This window comes from Flavobacterium sp. TS_SC_5 (genome assembly GCF_056156265.1).
The window spans coordinates 315,665-333,887 of the sequence record NZ_CM149588.1 but is presented as its reverse complement, the minus strand read 5'-3'; the positions used below and the strand labels follow the sequence as shown (position 1 = coordinate 333,887).

Annotated in this window: 15 protein-coding genes; 10 read left to right on the top strand and 5 right to left on the bottom strand. The window is 34.6% G+C overall.

Going from position 1 to position 18,223, the window contains the following annotated elements; all coding sequences use genetic code 11:
- Positions 1–2 precede the first annotated feature (2 nt).
- The 5 genes from AC0J6S_RS01480 to AC0J6S_RS01460 all read left to right on the top strand — a co-directional run bounded on the left by AC0J6S_RS01480 (position 3) and on the right by AC0J6S_RS01460 (position 8,325).
- Positions 3–2,435 carry a SusC/RagA family TonB-linked outer membrane protein gene (locus AC0J6S_RS01480; RefSeq protein ID WP_474955113.1) on the top strand — a complete coding sequence of 811 codons (2,433 nt, stop codon included), beginning with the start codon at positions 3–5 and terminating at the stop codon, positions 2,433–2,435.
- A complete protein-coding gene (locus AC0J6S_RS01475) occupies positions 2,392–3,153 on the top strand; it encodes a hypothetical protein (protein WP_474955112.1) in 762 nt (253 codons plus the stop codon). The genes AC0J6S_RS01480 and AC0J6S_RS01475 overlap by 44 nt, the downstream gene beginning before the upstream one ends.
- Before the next feature lie 9 nt (positions 3,154–3,162).
- Positions 3,163–4,902, top strand: coding sequence for a RagB/SusD family nutrient uptake outer membrane protein (locus AC0J6S_RS01470; protein ID WP_474955111.1), 1,740 nt, complete (start codon positions 3,163–3,165; stop codon positions 4,900–4,902).
- Positions 4,903–5,035: 133 nt separating this feature from the next.
- Complete coding sequence (locus AC0J6S_RS01465; protein ID WP_474955110.1) at positions 5,036–7,258, top strand: alpha-galactosidase; 2,223 nt, start codon at positions 5,036–5,038, stop codon at positions 7,256–7,258.
- Between the two features lie 167 nt (positions 7,259–7,425).
- Complete coding sequence (locus tag AC0J6S_RS01460; RefSeq protein ID WP_474955109.1) at positions 7,426–8,325, top strand: carbohydrate kinase family protein; 900 nt, start codon at positions 7,426–7,428, stop codon at positions 8,323–8,325.
- Between the two features lie 57 nt (positions 8,326–8,382).
- Here the strand turns inward: AC0J6S_RS01460 and rpe are convergent, their stop codons facing one another.
- The 5 genes from rpe to AC0J6S_RS01435 all read right to left on the bottom strand — a co-directional run bounded on the left by rpe (position 8,383) and on the right by AC0J6S_RS01435 (position 13,940).
- Positions 8,383–9,045, bottom strand: coding sequence for a ribulose-phosphate 3-epimerase (gene rpe, locus AC0J6S_RS01455; protein ID WP_474955108.1), 663 nt, complete (start codon positions 9,043–9,045; stop codon positions 8,383–8,385).
- Positions 9,046–9,656: 611 nt separating this feature from the next.
- Complete coding sequence (locus AC0J6S_RS01450; RefSeq protein ID WP_007137700.1) at positions 9,657–10,520, bottom strand: sigma-70 family RNA polymerase sigma factor; 864 nt, start codon at positions 10,518–10,520, stop codon at positions 9,657–9,659.
- A gap of 165 nt (positions 10,521–10,685) precedes the next feature.
- Positions 10,686–12,827, bottom strand: coding sequence for a polyribonucleotide nucleotidyltransferase (locus AC0J6S_RS01445; protein ID WP_474955107.1), 2,142 nt, complete (start codon positions 12,825–12,827; stop codon positions 10,686–10,688).
- Between the two features lie 234 nt (positions 12,828–13,061).
- On the bottom strand, positions 13,062–13,328 hold the full coding sequence (gene rpsO / locus AC0J6S_RS01440) for a 30S ribosomal protein S15 (RefSeq protein WP_113634840.1): 267 nt from the start codon (positions 13,326–13,328) through the stop codon (positions 13,062–13,064).
- Between the two features lie 156 nt (positions 13,329–13,484).
- Positions 13,485–13,940, bottom strand: a complete 456-nt coding sequence (locus tag AC0J6S_RS01435; protein ID WP_474955106.1) for a GAF domain-containing protein — start codon at positions 13,938–13,940, stop codon at positions 13,485–13,487.
- Positions 13,941–14,016: 76 nt separating this feature from the next.
- Here AC0J6S_RS01435 and xrtF point away from each other — a divergent pair, with 76 nt between their 5' ends.
- From xrtF to AC0J6S_RS01410, 5 genes are all read left to right on the top strand, one after another.
- Positions 14,017–14,565: an exosortase family protein XrtF gene (xrtF, locus tag AC0J6S_RS01430; RefSeq protein ID WP_474955105.1), complete on the top strand. Its 549-nt coding sequence runs from the start codon at positions 14,017–14,019 to the stop codon at positions 14,563–14,565.
- Entirely contained in the window at positions 14,543–14,986 is a 444-nt protein-coding gene (locus AC0J6S_RS01425; RefSeq protein ID WP_165151872.1) for an exosortase F system-associated membrane protein, read from the top strand. Before xrtF ends, AC0J6S_RS01425 begins: the two co-directional genes overlap by 23 nt.
- Positions 14,987–15,044: 58 nt before the next feature.
- Positions 15,045–15,875 carry an ATP cone domain-containing protein gene (locus tag AC0J6S_RS01420; RefSeq protein ID WP_165151871.1) on the top strand — a complete coding sequence of 277 codons (831 nt, stop codon included), beginning with the start codon at positions 15,045–15,047 and terminating at the stop codon, positions 15,873–15,875.
- Between the two features lie 44 nt (positions 15,876–15,919).
- On the top strand, positions 15,920–17,275 hold the full coding sequence (locus AC0J6S_RS01415) for an MBL fold metallo-hydrolase (RefSeq protein ID WP_474955104.1): 1,356 nt from the start codon (positions 15,920–15,922) through the stop codon (positions 17,273–17,275).
- A 222-nt stretch (positions 17,276–17,497) separates the two neighbouring features.
- Entirely contained in the window at positions 17,498–18,178 is a 681-nt protein-coding gene (locus AC0J6S_RS01410; protein ID WP_474955103.1) for a DedA family protein, read from the top strand.
- Positions 18,179–18,223: the final 45 nt, after the last annotated feature.

The window sequence follows — 18,223 nt, the reverse complement described above, 5'->3', positions numbered from 1 at the left end:
TTATGAAACACAAAATTATTCTTTACCTAATCCTAATGGGGTCCTTTTTTTCTGTAGCGGCCCAAAATATAGGAATCAAAGGAGTGGTAACTTCTTCCGAAGACGGAATGTCTCTTCCTGGTGCATCAGTACTGGTGTCTGGGACAAATAATGGAACTTCAACGGATCTAGATGGTCAGTTTACAATCAATAATGTAGATAAAAACGCTACTTTAATATTTAGTTTTACAGGATATGAATCGCAGTCAGTAAAACTTAATGGGCAAACTATTTTAAATATTGCTTTGAAAGCAGAATCCCTAAAACTACAAGAGATTGTTGTAACAGGGTATGCTAGAGAAAGAAAAGTCGATGTAACCGGAGCAATAACCGTTGTCGATTTGAAACCAATCGAAGGTCAAAGTATGAGTTCTGGGAATGCTATGCAAGCTTTGCAAGGAAGGGTTGCTGGTTTAGCAGTCGAAAAATCTGGAGATCCTAGTGGAGCAAGCAGTCGAATTTTAATTAGAGGGGTCAGTACATTAGGGAATACAGATCCTTTGTATGTTATCGATGGAGTGCCAACTGTGCGGTCAGAGGTATTTGCGAGTTTGAATCCAAGTGCTATTGCATCGATTCAAGTATTAAAAGATGCTTCGGCTTCTTCTATTTATGGATCAAGAGCCGCCAATGGGGTAATCATTGTAACCACAAAAAATGCAGCTAAGGGTGGTATTACAAAAGTGACATTTGGCACAAGTGTTTCTGTTCTATCGGAGAAAAAACAACGATACGAAATGCTCAATGCTTTAGACAGAGGTAAAGTTCTATGGCAAGCCTCTGTTAACGATGGAGCAAGTCCATCTGGTGGATATGGAGAAATCTATAATTTTGATTGGAACAATGATTTTAGTAATCCAGTTTTAAATAGCGTAAGTGTTAAACCTTTTGTAGGAGGTAACAACAATGTTCCGGCAGGAAATACGGATTGGCAAGATACTTTGTATCAAACAGGCCTTCTTATTAACAATGATTTATCCATAGCCGGAGGATCTGACAAAGCAGATGCAATGCTTAATATAGGATATTTAGACAATTCGGGCATGCTTAAATATACTAATTATGATCGTTTTTCTACTAGATTAAACGCCAATTTCAAGCTTTTTAATGACAAAGTTAGATTTGGAATCAATTCTCAATTTACACAATCCAATCAAACGGCTGCTGCCAAAGATGTAGGGAATACACCAACTCCAAGTTTAGGAATATCTTTAGCTCCAACAATACCTGTTTTTACTAGTACTGGTGAGTATGGTGGACCATTGGGTTCTGGCTATTCAGATAGAAATAATCCGTTACTAATGCAATATTTAAACAGATGGGATAATACTAGAAATATGTCTTTATATGGTAATGTTTTTACTGAAATTGACATAGTAAAAGGACTTACTTTTAGAAACAGTGTAGGTATTGATTACAACGATTTTAGTAATAAAGATATTGAGCCTACTGTTAATAATGGATTTATTACTAGGAGTGTAAATAGCTTGACCTTGAATACAAATAAATATTCAAGCTTAACCATTTCAAATACGTTGAATTATGATTTGAAAATTTCTGATCATAAATTTGGTTTCCTTATTGGAACAGAATCAACTAAAAACGACCTCAATTCGTTGTTAGGACGTGCGGAAGGTTTTGCTGTGGAATCAGAATCTTATTTTACGCTAGCTGCTGCAACTGGATCTAGAACGACTAACGGTACTTCAACAGGAAGCAGATTATTATCACAATTCGGTAAATTTAATTATGCCTTTTCTGACCGTTATTTAGCTTCTTTCACTATTCGTAGAGATGGATCATCAAGATTTGGGGAAGATAATAGATATGGTATTTTTCCGGCTGTTACCGCAGGATGGAGAATCAATAATGAAGAATTTCTTAAAAATGTTACAGCAGTTTCTAACCTGAAATTACGCGCTGGTTATGGCGAAGTAGGAAATCAATCTATTGGGGATAATGCTCGTTTTGGCTTATATGAAGCGAGATACGGACCGAACCAAAATGTATTTGTACCTGATTTTTTCAATATTTATTATAATGTTGGAACCGCTTATGATTTAAATGGAGCTAATACCGGAAACTTGCCTTCAGGATTTGTATCCATACAATCCGCAAATTCAGGATTAAAATGGGAGACTACAAAAGAGGTTAACATAGGTCTTGATTTTGGTTTTTTTCGCAATAAACTTTCAGGTTCATTTGATTATTTCTCAAGAAATACCCAAGGAATCTTGATTGTTCCTCCAGTAGCTTCAGCAGTTGGAGAAGGTCAACAACGATTTGTAAACGGAGCGACCACTTCAAATAAAGGTTGGGAGTTCACTGTAGGATATGCAGAAACATTATCTTATGGATTGTATTTTAATATTGCTACTAACTTTCAGTTCAACTAAGAATAAAATTACCGATTTGCCAGAAGAAGTTAGAGCCGCATATCCGGGAACAGCAGCTAATTCGATAATTGGTCATTCACAATTTGAAATTTTTGGTTATAAAACTGATGGTTTGTTTCAAAGTCAACAAGATATTGATTCGCACGCCACACAAATTGCATCGCGTTTAGGAGGTATTAAATATGTAGATATAAATGCTGATGGGGTAATTAATTCTGACGATAGAACTTTCATCGGAAGTACTCTTCCAAAATTTGAATACGGTATCAACATTAGCTTAGGATATAAAAATATTGATTTCTCTATTTTTGGTTCTGGAGTTTCTGGAAGAATTGGACAGGATCCATACATTTATTGGAATAACTTCGTTCAAGGTAGAGAAAATGCTGGCCCAGGAACTTTGAATGCTTGGACTCCTACTAATACTAATACGGACATACCTTCTCTTTCATTGGCAAATAATGATAATAGAATTTCTGATTATTTTTTTAGAAATAATTCCTATTTCAAAGTTAGAAACATGCAAATTGGATATTCATTATCAGATGAGTTGTTGAAAAAATCGGGATTCATTACTAGCTGCAGAATATATGCACAGGGAGAAAATTTATTTTGGATTACACCAAAAGGATATATAGGTTCCGATCCAGAACGAACAGATGTTAACAGAATACCAGTACCTACGACATTATCATTAGGTTTTAACTTTAATTTTTAATCAACAATTATGAAAAAATATAATAAAATAGCTATCAGCTTCTTGTCAATCCTTTTTTTGGCATCGTGTAGCTCAGATTTTTTAGATTATGAACCAACTGGAGTTTTGACTGCTGAAAGTGTGGCAACAGCCACAAATGCAGATGCTCTTGTTACTGCAGCTTATGCCGCAATTGGAAATGATGAAATGGTTGGTGGTATAACAAACCAATGGGTATATGGAAGTGTACGTTCCGATGATGCCTACAAAGGCGGAGGTGGTCGTGGTGATGTTGATGTGATTGACACTTACGAACAATACAATACAACTATTGCAGATTATGGAGACTGGATGTTGCCAAGAACATGGACAAATCATTACAAAGCAATCTCCAGAGCTAATTTTGCTTTATCGGTAATCAACACGATTCCCGATGCGGATTATCCACTAAAAAAAGTGAGACAAGCCGAATTGCGTTTTTTAAGAGCCCATTCTCATTTTATGCTTAAATTGTTGTTTAATAAAGTTCCTTATATCACTGAAGAACTTAGTCAAGAAGCTATATTAAAAACGTCAAATGATTTGTCAAGTGATGCTTTATGGGACAAAATTGCTGGAGATTTTCAATTTGCATTTGATAATTTACAACAAAGTCAAGATCAGGTTGGTAGAGCCGATAAAAATGCTGCCGCTGCTTATCTTGCCAAATTAAATTTATATCAGGCTTATAAGCAAAACGAGACACACCAAGTTACAAATATAGATGCAGCAAAATTACAAAAAGTAATAGATTATGCGGATCAGGTGACAGGTGCTTTAGAGTCAGATTATGGATTTGATTTCTTGGATGGACGTGATAATGGCGCCGAATCAATCTGGGCCGTTCAGTTTTCTATTAATGACGGTACAAATACTGGACGAGTAAGTTTTGTTACAGGATTGAATTCTCCTCATGGAACACCGCTTTACGGTTGTTGCGGTTTTCATATGGCAAGCCAAAATATGGTGAATGCATTTAGAACGGATGCCAATGGATTACCATTATTAGATACTTTCAATAATTCTGATATTTTTAATACAATTACTAATGGTGTTGCTCCATTAGCTGCCGGAGTTACACTTGATCCAAGAATTGACCACACTGTAGGAGTTCCAGGAAGACCTTTTAAGTATAAAAATACTTTGAAAAGTTCCGGAGACATGATTTACAATTTGAGTTGGGCAAGAGATCCAGGTGTTTATGGATACTTTGGGAATATGAAAGAGCAACAATCACCAGACTGTTCTTGTTATGTGAAAAACGGTCCATTCATTGGTACTTCTAAAAATGTTGATTTTATTAGATATGCAGATGTTTTGCTATTCAAAGCGGAGGCATTAATTCAATTAAACAGATTTGCAGAAGCATTGCCAATAATTAATCAAATAAGAGCAAGAGCTGCAGCCAGTACTGCAATGACCTTAGCAGCAGGAGCTTCAAATGTTTATAAAGTTCAGCCTTACGCTTCTTTTCCATCTAAAGATTATGCTTTCAAAGCACTTATGTTCGAAAGACGTTTGGAGTTTGGTATGGAAGGTCCTCGATTTTATGACCTGGTAAGATGGGGTAAAGCTGAGCAAGTTTTGAATGCCTATCTAACTGTCGAAAAAACAAAAAGAGATTTCCTTTCAAATGCCAGATTTACAGCAGGTAGAGATGAATATTATCCGATACCTCAAAGAGAGATTGATTTTACAGGAGGATTATACAAACAAAATCCTGGGTATTAAAAAAAAGAGTTTACAATGGTTTGGTTATGATTAGTAAATTCGGTTGGAGGCAAGTATTTTACTTGCCTTTAACTTTTTTATATCAAAGCTCTCTTACTTATTTAGTATAAAAATAGAATAGAAAACAAGAATTATGAAAGAAAAACGAATATCCTTAACGAAAAAAAAGCTAATATATTTATGGAGTTGTATTATGATGGTGTCTCATTTATCAGGACAAACAGTAACGATTCCCATTAATACAGCAAACACTGTAGTATTAATGCAAACAGATAGCAATAATAGATTACGAACCATTTATTTTGGCAAACCCCTTGAAAACGAAAGTGAATATGCCAAGGTGTCTGCTAACTATAATTATGATGAATCTAACGCGGGGATTTATAATTCATCCTATACGCCTGCGGGAACTTGGAATCTGTCAGAACCTGCGATTCAAGTCAAACACGCAGATGGAAATCCTTCTTTGGAACTGAAGTATGTCAGTCATAAAAAAGAAATAATTGATAGCAATACTTCTATTACAAGCATTCTTTTAAAAGATCCTGTTTACCCGTTTGAGGTTACTTTATTTTATAAAGTTTGGACAAAAGAAAATGTAATAGAACAATGGACCGAAATAAAACATAAGGAGAAAAAACCAGTGTTGTTACAAAAATATGCTTCGGCTAATTTATATTTTGCAGGGAAAGATTTCTATCTCACGAGTTTTCAAGGAGAATATTTAAAAGAAATGCAGCCTATAGAAACCAAACTTTTGCAAGGGATTAGGACAATAGACTCTAAATTAGGAACACGAGCAATGCTTTTGCAAACACCTAATTTTATGGTGTCTTTTGGAAAGCCCGCCTCAGAAAATGAAGGAACTGTTATGCTTGGCCAATTAGCTTGGAGTAGCAATTTCAAGCTTGATTTTGAAATCGACTCTCATAAAAACCTTCGACTCATCGCAGGGATTAATCCATTTGCTTCGGAATATTCCCTGCCGCCAAACGAAATCTTTAAAACACCATCTTTAATTTATGCTTTATCCAATAATGGTACAGGCGAAGCCAGCAGAAACCTACACGATTGGGCAAGAAAATACAGACTTCTTGACGGACAAGGCGAACGACTCACATTGCTAAACAATTGGGAAGCTACCTATTTTGATTTTGATGAAAATAAAATAACAGGCTTGTTTAAAGACGCAAAAGATTTGGGTGTCGATTTGTTTTTATTGGACGATGGCTGGTTTGGCAACAAATATCCAAGAAATAATGATGATGCAGGTCTTGGCGACTGGCAGGAAAATAAAAAGAAATTGCCCAGCGGCTTAGGTTATTTGGTAAAAGAAGCCCAAAAAGAAGGGATAAAATTCGGTATTTGGATTGAACCTGAAATGGTAAACCCAAAAAGCGAGCTCTATGAAAAGCATCCTGATTGGGTTATAAAACAACCGCAAAGACCTGAAATTTATTATAGAAATCAAATGGTGTTGGACTTGTCCAATCCTGAAGTGCAGGATTTTGTTTTTGGAATTGTGGATAATCTGTTCGTGAAAAATCCAGAATTGGCATTTATTAAATGGGATTGTAATGCGGTAATTTATAACGCTTATTCTGCTTATCTCAACAAAAAAGGATTGCCACAATCTAATTTGTATGTAGACTATACGGAGGGATTGTACAAAGTGCTCCAGCGAATTCGAGCAAAATATCCAAAAGTCCCAATGATGTTATGTTCCGGAGGTGGCGGCCGTGGTGATTACGAATTACTAAAATATTTCACGGAATTTTGGCCAACGGATGACACGGAACCTTTAGAAAGAATTTTTGTCCAATGGGATTACTCCTATTTCTTTCCATCCATAGCTACAGATAACCACGTTACCGATTGGGGAAAACAACCGCTGAAATTTAGGGTTGATGTCGCCAGTATGGGAAAATTGGGTTTTGATATTGTAGCGAGCAAATTAAATGCGGAGGACAAATTATTCTGCAAACAAGCAATAACAAATTACAATTCTTTCAAAGATATAGTATGGCATGGCGATATGTATCGTTTGGTCAATCCACATGAAAATGATATTGCTGCTTTAATGTATGTAAATCCAGACAAAAGCAAAGCGATTGTTTTTAACTACCTTGTAAATAATAGGTTTAATATAACAGCAACGAAACGTCCAGTGGTGTTAAATGGATTAAATCCAAAGAAAAAGTACACCGTAAAAGAAATTAATTTGTATCCAGGTGAAACTTCATCAATTGCTTCCGATAAAGTTTATACAGGAGATTTTTTAATGAAAGCAGGAATCAATCCTAATGTTAATTTGAAAAGAACAAGTGTAGTTTTGGAGATTAACGAAGTAAAATAATTTAATTTTTATCAAATAAATATTATTATTGACTTTTATAGAAGGTTTTTTACGTTTTTCATTTCTATACATAGAGTTATGAGAAAAATTAGTGGAGCTAGATATAAATAAAAATATAAATAAGATGAGCTTGTAAATTTTTTTACCAGCTCTTAATTCTAAAAAATATGAAAAAAAAATATACTTTAAGTATTGTAACTTTTGGGGAAGTTTTATGGGATGTTTTTCCTTCTCATAAAAAAATTGGAGGTGCTCCGCTTAATGTTGCTCTTAGAATGAAGTCTTTAGGAGTTAATTCGACTATTATAAGTCGAGTGGGTAATGATGAAGATGGTGGTAAAATTATATCCTTTGTTAATAATCTGGATGTCAGTTCAGATTTTATACAAGTAGGGGAAGAATATAAAACTGGAGTTGTTAATGTGATGATTAATGAAAAGGGGAATGCCTCTTATGATATTCATTATCCATCTTCCTGGGACAAAATTACACGAACAGATGAAATGGATGAAAAAGTTTCGGAATCAGATGTTTTTGTTTTCGGGAGTTTAATATGTCGTGATGAAGTTTCCAGATCTACTTTGTATGACCTTTTAGACAAAGCAAAATATAAAGTTTTTGATGCCAATCTAAGAGCTCCATATTATACAATAGAGGTTTTGAATAAGCTGATGCAAAAAGCTGATTTTATTAAGTTGAATGATGAAGAATTACGCGAAATAAGTAGAGAATTGGGGTCCCCATATAACTCATTTGAACAAAATATTAAATTCATTGCTGAGAAAACAAATACAAAACAGGTTTGTGTAACTAAGGGAGAATTTGGTGCTGTTTTATACTGTAATGATAAATTTTATTATAATAGTGGTTATTTTATAAAAGTAGTAGACACCGTTGGTGCTGGGGATTCTTTTTTAGCTTCATTAATAGTACGATTATTAAGAGGAAAATCACCTCAAAAAGCGTTGAATTATGCTTGTGCAATAGGCGCTTTAGTAGCTGGACAAGAGGGTGCTAATCCTAAGATTAGTGAAAAGGATATTAAAAAATTCATGATGATTTTATAAAATAAAATTTACAGAAGACTAAATGAAAAAAGTCCCAATTAAGGGACTTTTTTGCTTTTATATGGTTGTTGATTTCTTCAAGTCGGCAATAGTTGCTGTTGGATTTTCCGCTTTAAAAACAAAACTTCCGGCCACCAGAACATCAGCTCCGGCTTCAACAAGTTGTTTTGCATTTTTATTAGTAACGCCACCATCAACTTCAATAAGTGTTGTCGCCCCTTTTCTATTGATTAAATCTTTTAACTTTTTAACTTTTGCATAAGTGTTTTCTATAAAAGATTGTCCTCCAAAACCAGGATTCACACTCATGATACAAACTAAATCAATGTCATTGATTACGTCTTCCAGTAAGTCAATATTAGTGTGTGGGTTGATGGCAACTCCAGCTTTCATTCCTTCGGCTTTGATTGCTTGTAACGTTCTGTGAAGGTGCGTACAAGCTTCATAATGTACACTTAGGATGTTTGCGCCTAACTCGGCAAAAGTTTTAATGTAACGGTCTGGATCTACAATCATCAAGTGAACGTCAATTGTTTTTTTTGCATGGCGGTTGATTGCTTCCAAAACGGGCATTCCATAAGAAATATTTGGAACAAAAACGCCATCCATGATATCAATATGAAACCAATCGGCTTCACTGTTGTTAATCATTTCGATGTCGCGTTGTAGATTTCCAAAATCGGCAGCAAGCACAGATGGTGCAATAAGTGTATTCTTCATTGTGTAGTTGTTATGTAGAGATGCACTGCAGTGAATCTTTACAGTTTGTGTTGTTTGTGCAAAAGTAGTTTTTTTGCAGCAATTGGAGAAAGTTTTTATAGTGAAGGGTCATCTTGCAAATTGTCTGTACGTCGCGTAAGGGATCGAGGCGGTATCCTCGCAGTGTAACGGAGAGATAAAGCCGAAAGCTTGACCCGAAGTTTTTACGGAGGGTTACGCCATATTAGTGAAAAGTGAAAAGTGAAAAGTGAAAAGTGAAAAGTGAAAAGTGAAAAGTGAAAAGTGAAAAGTGAAAAGTGAAAAGTGAAAAGTGAAAAGTGAAAAGTGAAAAGTGAAAAGTGAAAAGTGAAAAGTGAAAAGTGAAAAGTGAAAAGTGAAAAGTGAGAAGAATTCAGATTAAAAAGCAAAACTCCGGATACCCGAGAGCGAAGCTCGAACTGACCGGAGTTTTGCTGAAGAAAGCAAAACTCCGGTAATCAGCCGGAGTTTCAATCATCAATCAAAAAACGAACAGTTAATCAGACCGTCGTTACTTATTAGTCGAAAGCCGAAAGTCAAAAATCATACTGTTGTTGGACGATATGATTTTTGACTTTTAGCATTTGACTGTATTATCCTAAATAGGTTTTTAGTATTTTACTTCTTGAAGTGTGTTTTAATCTGCGGATTGCTTTTTCCTTGATTTGACGCACACGCTCACGAGTTAAGTCGAAAGTTTCTCCAATTTCCTCCAACGTCATTGGATGTTGATCTCCAAGACCAAAATACAAACGAACCACATCAGCCTCTCTTGGAGTCAATGTTTCTAATGAACGCTCGATTTCAGTACGCAATGATTCGTGGATTAATTCTCTGTCTGGATTTGGTGATTCACCTGAACGTAAAACGTCATAAAGATTAGAATCTTCTCCCTCTACAAGAGGCGCATCCATTGATAGGTGACGTCCAGAGTTTTTCATGCTCTCTTTTACGTCATTTACAGTCATGTCCAATTCTTTTGCAATTTCCTCAGCAGATGGTGGACGCTCGTTAGATTGCTCTAATAAAGCGTACATTTTGTTGATTTTATTGATAGAACCAATTTTGTTCAACGGTAAACGAACGATACGAGATTGTTCTGCCAATGCTTGAAGAATCGATTGACGGATCCACCAAACGGCATATGAAATGAATTTGAAACCACGAGTTTCATCAAAACGTTGTGCTGCTTTTATTAATCCTAAATTTCCTTCGTTAATTAAATCAGGAAGTGTAAGTCCTTGATTTTGGTATTGTTTTGCTACCGAAACGACGAAACGTAAATTAGCTTTTGTCAATTTCTCTAATGCTTTCTGGTCGCCAGCTTTAATCTTCTGTGCTAATTCTACCTCTTCGTCAGCGGTAATAAGGTCAACTTTTCCAATTTCTTGTAAATATTTGTCTAATGATGCAGTTTCACGATTCGTAACCTGCTTGGTGATTTTAAGTTGTCTCATGTTTTTTGTCTCCTCAATTTTTTAAGTGTACAAATGATTATACGTATGGAGTTTCTGAAAAGTTACAATTGTTTTTAAAATAAAATAAATCAAAACAAAAATCCCGTTCCAAATTCATGAAACGGGATTTCCTATAAATAAACCTTTAGTAAACTTAAGATCTGATTACTCTTTTCTTTCCTCACGCGGAGGTCTTGGCAGAAGTGCTTTTCGTGACACTTTTTCCTTTCTAGTTTTTGGATCTAATCCTAAGTATTTTACTTCGAATACATCACCCATTTTTACTACATCAGAAACATTTTCAGTGCGTTCCCAAGCCAATTCAGAAACGTGTAATAAAACTTCGTTTCCTGGAGCTGCTGTATATTCTACAACTGCACCAAAATCTAGCATTTTGATTACTTTTACTTCATAAGACTCATTCATTTGAGGCTTGAAAGTGATTGATTTAATTTTAGCTAATACGGCTTCTATTCCAGCAGGATCTGTTCCTAAAATTTCAATAACTCCTTCTTCAGTAGTTGGATCTTCATTGATAACAATTGTAGTTCCTGTAGTTTTTTGTAATTCTTGAATCACTTTTCCACCAGGTCCGATCAATGCTCCAATAAACGCATTAGGAATTCTTCTTGTAATGATTTTTGGAGCGTAAGCTTTTACATCTTCTTTTGGAGCTGCTAAAGTTTCGATTAATTTTCCAAGAATATGCAAACGACCGTCACGAGCTTGCGCTAATGCTGCTTCCATAATCTCATATTTTAATCCGTCAATCTTGATGTCCATTTGACAAGCTGTAATTCCTACAGAAGTTCCAGTTACCTTGAAATCCATATCTCCTAAGTGATCTTCATCACCAAGAATATCAGACAATACAGCAAAACGGTCTCCATCAGTAATTAATCCCATTGCAATTCCTGAAACTGGACGAATCATTTGGATACCAGCGTCCATAAGCGCTAATGTTCCAGCACAAACGGTAGCCATAGAAGATGAACCATTTGATTCTAAAACTTCAGATACTACACGAATTGTATAAGGACAATCAGCAGGAATCATGTTTTTTAATGCTCTTTGAGCCAAGTTTCCGTGACCTACTTCTCTTCTTGAAGTTCCTCTTAAAGGACGAGCTTCACCAGTTGAGAAAGGAGGGAAGTTATAATGTAAGTAGAATTTTTCTTCACCTTGTTCTGATGGAGAGTCAATTTGGTTTGCTTCTCTGGATGTTCCCAAAGTTGCTGTAGCCAATGCTTGTGTTTCTCCACGTGTAAACAATGCTGATCCGTGAACCGATGGTAAATAATCTACTTCACTCCAGATTGATCTGATTTCGGTAGTTTTTCTTCCGTCTAGACGTGTTCCTAAATCTAGGGTTACGTTACGAACCGCTTCTTTGTTAGTTTTGTAAAAATATTTAGAAACTAAATCACCATTTGCAGCTAATTCTTCTTCTGTAAATAAAGCTTTTACTTCTTCTTTTACTTCTGCAAATGAAGCTGTACGTTCTTGTTTTGAAGAACCTTTGCTTGCAATAGCATAAATTTTATCGTAAGCTGCATCTTTTACTTTTGCGTAAATAGTCTCATCTTCTCTTTCGCCTTCATAGGTACGAACTTCTTTTTTTCCAAAAGCAGCTTGCAAACGCAGTTGAGCAGCAATTTGATTTTTGATGTGTTCGTGAGCAAATTTAATTGCTTCTAACATTTCTGCTTCTGAAATTTCTTTCATTTCACCTTCTACCATTGCGATAGAATCCATTGAGGCTCCAATCATCATATCAATATCAGATAATGCTAATTGTGCGCGACTTGGGTTGATGATGAATTTGCCATCAATTCTTCCGACTCTAGCTTCAGAAATTAAAGTTTCGAAAGGAATGTCAGACAAAGCTAATGCTGCAGAAGCGGCTAAACCTGCTAGTGCATCTGGCATTACATCTTCATCATAAGACATTAATTGAATCATTACCTGCACTTCTGCGTGGTAATCATCTGGGAAAAGTGGACGCAATACACGGTCTACTAAACGCATTGTTAGCACTTCGTTGTCACTTGGACGCGCTTCTCTTTTGAAGAAACCACCAGGAAAACGTCCTGCTGCAGCAAATTTTTCACGATAATCTACCGTAAGTGGTAAAAAGTCGATACCTGGACTTGCTTTTCTTGAAGATACAACTGTTCCTAAAATAACAGTTTTACCTATTCTGACTACTACAGATCCATCCGCTTGTTTCGCTAAACGACCTGTCTCGATTGTGATGTTTCTGCCATCACCTAAATCGATACTTTCTACAAATAATTGTGGAATCATAAATTTAATTTATTAGTTAAACATGGGTTCTAGTTGTGTTGTAGTTGTTGTTTTGCGTAGTTAATGCCTAAAACCCAATGAAAAACAAACTTTTTTTATTCGTCCATACTAATTAGTATGTTCTTATGGTTTAGTCTTGATTCTAATCCCTTTTGTGTCAGGACCAAAATAAAATCTTTAGACTTTAAATTGTAAAATAAAAAAAGAGGCACTTTCGCACCTCTTTTATATTGATTATTTTCGGATATTCAATACTTTGATAATTTCACGGTATCTGTTAATTTCTGTTTTCTTCAAATAATCCAACAAAGATCTTCTTTTACCTACAAGCAATACTAATGAACGCTCTGTATTATAATCATGACGATTTTTTTTCAAGTGCTCAGTCAAGTGGCTAATTCTGAAAGTGAATAAAGCAATCTGCGCTTCAGCTTTTCCTGTGTTTGTTTTTTCTCCGTGTTGAGCGAAGATTTCTTCTTTAATCTCTTTAGTTAAATACATTCCAATATTTGTTTAATGATTTTTATGTATGTCATACATCTATTATATGACGGGTGCAAAAGTAAAAAATAATTATGACACGAACAAAATAAACCTTTCTTTATTTGTGAATTGACGAAGCATTTATGAATTGCCAGTGATGCATTGTTTTAAATCTTAATATAACTTCGCAATTTCCTCATTTACAAACTCCAAGAATTTTTCATCCTCTCCAGTGAAAGGATCTATTACATGACTGTCAATATCAATTTGACCTATGTTTTCTCCGTTTACAAAAAGCGGTACTACAATTTCTGATTTTACTGTAAAACTGCAGGCAATATAATTATCCTGCGCTGAAACGTCAGGAACTACAAAGTTTTCGTTAGAAACTGCTACTTGTCCGCAAATTCCTTTTCCGAAAGGGATTACAGTATGATCGGTTTCAGCCCCTACATAAGGGCCTAAGTGCAATGTTTTTGATTCGTGATTCGCAAAATAAAATCCAACCCAATTGTAATAGGAAATGGAGTCGCTTAGCAATTGACAAATAGATAGTAGTTTTTCGTCTCTGGATTGCGTTGTATTTGATGTGATTTCGGTTACTTTTGGTTGTAATTCTTGAAATGTCATGTTTTTTATTTTTATTTATGCAAAAGTATTTAAAGCCAGTTTCAAAAATTACATAAATTTGTTAAAAAAATAGATTTTGAAAAAATATTTTATTCTCTACAGACCTTTTTTGCTTTTTCTGGGCACTTTTTTTTTGACATATATACTACTGACTTTTCTGTATCAGGAATATCTTAATAGTTTTGAAGAAAATGAAATGGATTCTATTACTGTAATGGTGAGTGATGATACAAAACAAGTCATTCAACTATTTAATGATCAATCGTACATTGAAAAAAGTGAGATTCAACCTTATGTCAAGCTGTTTTACAATGATAAATATGTTGCGCGAATTGTCGAAGGTTGTAATGCAATTAGTGTGATTATTTTGTTCATTTCATTTGTGGTAGCTTTTTCAGGGAAACTAAAAACAACATTGCTATTTATCTTTGGTGGAAGCCTACTTATTTACGTATTGAATGTTTTGAGAATTGCAGCTTTGAGTGCACTTATTTTTTATTTTCCAAAACAAGAACCATTTCTACACGGTGTCCTTTTTCCTTTGTATATTTATGGGGTAATTTTTATTTTGTGGTTAATTTGGGTCCGTAATTTTTCTAGATATGCTTCAAAAGATATTAAATAACAAAATTCGAGTCCTGCAATTCCTTTTTTTGGTGGCATTGTTAGTGCTTGTTCGTGCGTTTGAAAATGAGTTATTTTATGATCCTTTTTTAGATTTTTTTAAAAAGGATTTTACCAAATTAAGATTGCCGAGTTTTAATTCAACTCAATTATTTTTAGGATTATTTTTTCGATATACATTAAATACAGCTATTTCGTTGGGTATTATCTATGTCCTCTTCAAAGATGTGACAATGGTAAAATTTGCTTTTGCACTGTATTACTTTTTCTTCATGATTCTAATGGCTGCTTTTTTCTACATTGTTTACTACGCAAATGAAAATAGTAATTGGATTCTATTTTATGTTCGTAGGTTTTTAATCCAGCCTATTTTTGTACTGTTATTTGTTCCTGGATTTTATTATCAAAAACAAAATAAGTAGTCTTTTTTCCGTACCTTTAATGGTGATTTAAGGGTTTGTTTATCAAAACAATACGAATATGAAAATCATCAAACATTCTGGAGATATTGTGGAATTTAACTCAGATAAACTCAAAAAATCTCTTTTAAAATCGGGTGCAAGTACTGTTGTGGTTGATGCCATACTGAATGCTATAAAAAAGCAAATGTATGAAGGTATTTCTACGAAAGAAATTTATAAAATGGCTTTTTCGCTGTTGAAAAAAAGTGCTAATTCTCATGCAGCACGATATAATTTAAGAGAAGCAATTCGGCTTTTAGGTCCTGCAGGTTTCTTTTTCGAGAAATATATAGCCCGTCTTTTTGTTGCGGAAAACTATAAAACGATTACCAATTTGACTTTGCAAGGAAAATGTGTTTCACATGAAATAGATGTTTTGGTCAAAAAAAATGAAACTATCGCCATGGTCGAATGTAAGTATCATGCCGGTAGAGATGTAGCTTCTGATGTGAAAGTTCCAATGTATATTTTGTCTCGTTTTAATGATATAAAAGAAAAGAAGCATCCTATTTTTGACCAAAAAGACATCGTCTCTAAATGCTGGATTGTTACTAATAACCGTTTTACTGCAGATGCAATTACATTTTCTAAATGTTCTGAATTGAGTTTGCTGAGCTGGGACTATCCAGCGGAAAATAATTTGAAAACCAAAAATGATACTAATTCTCTTTATCCAGTCACCTGTTTGACGACTTTGTCTCTCGCTGAAAAAGATAAGTTACTAATTTTAGATGTCATTTTAGTAAAGGAGATAATTAACAATTCAGATTGTCTCAATAGGATTGGATTAAGTGAAAATCGGATGAAAAATGTGCTGAAAGAGGCATCAGAATTATGTAGGTATTTTTAAGAAGTAAGTTTGAACTGTCAGTTTAATTTTAAAAATCAAATCCCATGAAAGTTAAATTTATAGGTGGTGCGGGAACTGTGACCGGTTCTAAAACATTAATTGAAAGTAATGGAATCCGTATTTTGATTGATTGCGGATTATTTCAAGGATTAAAACCTTTGCGGGAACTTAACTGGGAGCCTCTGCCTGTTTTGGCATCCACAATAGACTTTGTTTTGCTGACTCACGGTCATCTAGATCATTGTGGCTGGTTGCCAAGACTAGTCAATCAAGGATTTTCTGGAAAAATCTATTGTACCAGGCCCACAAAAGATATTACCAAACTAATTCTTTTAGATAGTGCTAAAATTCAGGAAGAAGAGGCTAAAAATGCCAATGAAGGGAAATATTCGAAACATGAAATAGCCGAGCCGCTGTACACGGTGGATCAAGCTGAGAAAGTTTTTCCGCTATTTAGAGTAATTGAAACTAATGAGGCTGTTGCTTTAGATGCTCAAATCGAAGCTGTTTATACCAATGCGGGACATATTCTGGGCGCATGCAGTATTGCTTTAACCCTTGAAAATAAGACCTTAGTTTTCTCGGGAGATATTGGTCGGGATGATGATGTGTTGATGTATCCGCCGACCAAACCCAAAAAAGCCGATTATGTTTTTCTCGAAAGTACCTATGGAAATCGGATCCATCCTAAAACGGATACCAAATTAGAGTTGGAAATGTATATCAATAATACCGTGAATAAAGGTGGAACTATTATTATTCCGAGTTTTGCCGTTGAGCGTGCGCAAACCATCATGTATCTATTGTGGCAACTCAGAAAAGAAGATAAAATCCCTCATATTCCATACATTATCGATACACCAATGGGAATTAATGCACTGAATATTTTTTCTAATAACCAGAAGTGGCATAAGTTGTCCTTGGAAGAATGTGCCAAAATGAGTGAAATGTTTTCATTGGTTTCAGATTATCAGGAAACCTTGGAAGTTATTTTTAATGACCAACCTAAAGTTGTGATAGCAGCCAGCGGAATGGTAACTGGAGGAAGGGTTTTGAGTTATCTCGAACATTATATTGGTCTTCCGGAAACTACTTTGATTATTGTAGGGTATCAAGCCGAAGGAACACGCGGAAGAAAGTTGTTAGAAGGAGCGTCAGAAATTAAAATTCATGGGCAGTATTATCCGGTAAAAGCAAATGTGCTAGAGATACAAGGTTTGTCTGCGCATGGGGATCAAAAAGATTTGCTCAATTGGTTGTCAGAATTGGAAAACAAACCTACAAAAGTTTTTTTAGTTCACGGTGAAAATGAGCCTTTGGATGAGCTCCGTATAAAAGTGCATGAAAAATATGATTTTGATTGTAAAGTTCCTTTGATGGGGCAAGAATTTGAATTGTAAACCTTTTTTTTAATAAAATTACATATTGTCACAGTAGTTAAATCAGTGTAAAATTTTGTAATCCTTGTACGGTATTTGATAAATAGAGGAGTATAATTTATATTCAAAATGAAGAGGCATAATGAACCGTTAATAAAACTTTAAAATAGAACCATAAATTGTGGTTAAGATTTATTATCCGTACTTTCACGCACGAATAATTTTAGCATAAAAAACCTAAGAATGAACGATTTTGACTGGAAGAATTTAATTGACCCGCTTTTTTATATTCATTTTGATATTAATGGAATTAAACTGGGAATTTATATAGTTTTATTTATTGTATTTGCAGAAACAGGTCTCTTTGCGGGTTTCTTTTTACCAGGAGATAGTCTTTTGTTTTTAGCGGGAATCTATAGCCGAGAATTAATAGAGAATATTGTATTTATTAATAACGATTTTATAAATGTTGTTCTTTTATCAACCCTTGTGGCGTTATCAGGAATCTTAGGGAATGTAGTAGGATACTGGTTTGGTTCAAAAAGTGGTTACTATTTGTACAACAAGGAGGATAGTTTTTGGTTTAAGAAAAAGTACTTGGTTCAATCAAAAGACTTTTTTGAAAAATACGGTGGAAAAGCAATCATTTTTGCCCGTTTTCTTCCAATATTCAGAACCTTTGCACCTATAGTAGCTGGGATAGTATCCATGGATAAACAAAAATTCATGTTTTATAATGTCCTGAGTTCATTTATTTGGTCGTTCACATTAATTTTTGCCGGACATTATTTATATGGTTTCTTACTGGATAATTATCAGATTGATTTAAAAGAACACATCGAATTAATTGTATTAATTTTAGTAGGAATAACTGTTCTTCCAGTAATTTACAAGTTCAGTAAAAAATCAAAAGTTCAAGAATAAGAAAAAAATACAACTCATAAAAAAACCGTCTCGATTAATCGAGAC